Annotated in this window: 4 protein-coding genes; 2 read left to right on the top strand and 2 right to left on the bottom strand. The window is 55.3% G+C overall.

What is annotated here, in order from left to right; translation table 11 throughout:
• Positions 1-234, bottom strand: a 234-nt coding sequence (locus tag WB402_RS04365) for a helix-turn-helix domain-containing protein (RefSeq protein WP_424205696.1), incomplete at its 3' end; no start/stop codon positions are given.
• A gap of 182 nt (positions 235-416) precedes the next feature.
• On the opposite strand from WB402_RS04365, the gene WB402_RS04360 reads away from it, so the two are divergent.
• Positions 417-740: a hypothetical protein gene (locus WB402_RS04360; protein WP_424205695.1), complete on the top strand. Its 324-nt coding sequence runs from the start codon at positions 417-419 to the stop codon at positions 738-740.
• Positions 741-852: 112 nt separating this feature from the next.
• A complete protein-coding gene (locus WB402_RS04355) occupies positions 853-1,275 on the top strand; it encodes an Hsp20/alpha crystallin family protein (protein WP_424205694.1) in 423 nt (140 codons plus the stop codon).
• Between the two features lie 320 nt (positions 1,276-1,595).
• Here the strand turns inward: WB402_RS04355 and WB402_RS04350 are convergent.
• Positions 1,596-1,997: hypothetical protein (locus tag WB402_RS04350; RefSeq protein ID WP_424205693.1), on the bottom strand; the 402-nt coding region annotated here is incomplete at its 5' end.

The raw sequence follows: 1,997 nt of genomic DNA, 5'->3' as shown, positions 1-1,997 counted from the left end.
CTTAAACGCTTCCCTGCGTTGGAGGTCGGCGAGCTTCGCGAGCTTGCCGCTCGAGAGCTTCAGAAACGCTCCGATCTTTTCATAGATGTCTGTCCGGTCGGGCGCGGGGGGCAATTTCTTCCGCGTCAGTAGCTGAGAAACGTAGGATTCCGTAACTTCGGCCGCTACCGCCAAGTCTCTCTGCTCTAAACCCAACTCTTCCAGCCGCTCCTTGATCACTAAACAAACATCCACAAGAGGTCTCCTTGCAATTAACTGATTCGGCTCAAGTTCAAAGGATGATCTCAGATAGCGCTTGACAGATCAAGTGAATTAACCGTATAAGGTTAATGGATCGAGAGAGTCTTCGGGTTGCATTAACTGTAAAGGGTTACCTGAATCTGCCCCCTTGGCCATTAGCAATCAAGGAGAACTATATGTATGCACGCAAAGTGTCCCTGAATCTGAAGCCTAATAGCGCTATCGAGTTTACCCAGAGACTGGAGAAGCAAGTCATTCCCATGCTTCAAAAACAAAAAGGGTTCAAAGACGAAATCACGTTTGTTGTTCCGGGCAAAACGGAAGCGTTCGGAGTGAGCTTGTGGGACAGCAAAGAAAGCGCAGAAGCCTACAACGTTGGGAACTACAAAGAAGTGACAAAGATCCTGGCGAATCTGGTCGAAGGAACTCCTCGGGTTGATACCTATGAGGTTTCCAACTCCACTTTCCACAAGATCCGCGCTGCTGCCGTAGCGGCCTAAGACCGTAGGTCCTTTCGTTCAGTTGGGGCGGATCAATTCCCGCCCCCGCTCAACGATCCGACGCGTACGCGAATTGCGCGACCGTTGGCTTGAATTCTCATAGGAGATCGATATGGTAAACATCACACGCTATGATCCGTTCGCGGATTCGGTCGAGGACTTGTTCCGCGGCTTCTTTGTGCGGCCCCTTAACCCTGAGACGCGCACGCCCGCGCAGTTCCGCATGGACGTAACCGAGAACGATAGGCAGTACCAAGTGCTGGCTGAAATACCCGGCGTCAAAAAGGACGACATCAGCGTAACGATCAACGGCAACAAAGTTGCGATAGCCGTGGAAGTGACGCATGAAAAAGACGTCAAGGACGACGAGACGGTCCTGTGCTCGGAGCGCTATTACGGCAAGATTCAGCGCGCGTTTACGCTGGGCCAGGAGGTCGACGAAGCGACCGCCCAAGCCAAGTACAGTGACGGCGTTCTGGAACTCACGCTGCTGAAGAAAGCCGTGGTGGCGGCGAAGAAGCTCGCAGTGCACTGAGCTTCGTTTCCAACAGCACATCAAGGCGGTCCCTACGCGGGGTCGCTTTGCTTTGGTGCGCAACGCACCGCGGAGCTGACCCTCGCGAACGTCCGCTTTTGGGCCGAAAGCGGAGGCCAGAGCGACTGTGCCAAATTTGTGCCAGAGCAGCCGCTCAAGCCCCGGTCTGGCACTGGTCTACCGTCGAAGGAAAGACAACTGGCAAGCGCTACGAGCGGCTTTACCTTCGACTATTAATCCGACGGCAGCTTGGCCCGCGAGGCAGGATGCGACGCGTCGAATAGTCGTTCTGCCGACGTCGAGCGGACCCGCTAACGCCGTCACGAGTAGAAGGCAGTGTCTTCCGGGAACTGCTTGTGGAAGTCCGCGATGACCTTCAATCCGTTCGCGACGTTGGCTGGTGGGCGTCTCTTCGACGGGTAATGCACTCGCCAGAGCGCGCTCAGATCTGCGAAATGCGGATCGCTCCGTTGGACGTTGACTACGAAGGTCCCAACCTCTTCGCCTTGGTGAACGACTGGAACGAACAGACTGACCGTAATGCCGAGCCATCGGTTGAATACGCCAAGCCACCGCACATACTGCAGCGGGCGGCTGAAATCGAGAAAGAACGCTCCATCAGTAACGACAGCGCCGACCTTGGTGACGGCTATCTCGTTAGGAAACGGATGGAGCTCTATGAATCCCGTCGCCATCGGTCTCGCGCGCGGTTGTTCCCGAGA

It is taken from the genome of Sulfuricaulis sp. (assembly GCF_049587675.1).
GTDB lineage: Bacteria > Pseudomonadota > Gammaproteobacteria > Acidiferrobacterales > Sulfurifustaceae > Sulfuricaulis.
This window is presented reverse-complemented; position numbering and strand designations above follow the sequence as displayed.

Bases quoted from the DNA above. Each gene is read 5' to 3' on its own strand.
- WB402_RS04355 (WP_424205694.1), top strand. From the start codon at position 853: ATGGTAAACATCACACGCTATGATCCGTTCGCGGATTCGGTCGAGGAC.
- WB402_RS04360 (WP_424205695.1), top strand. From the start codon at position 417: ATGTATGCACGCAAAGTGTCCCTGAATCTGAAGCCTAATAGCGCTATC.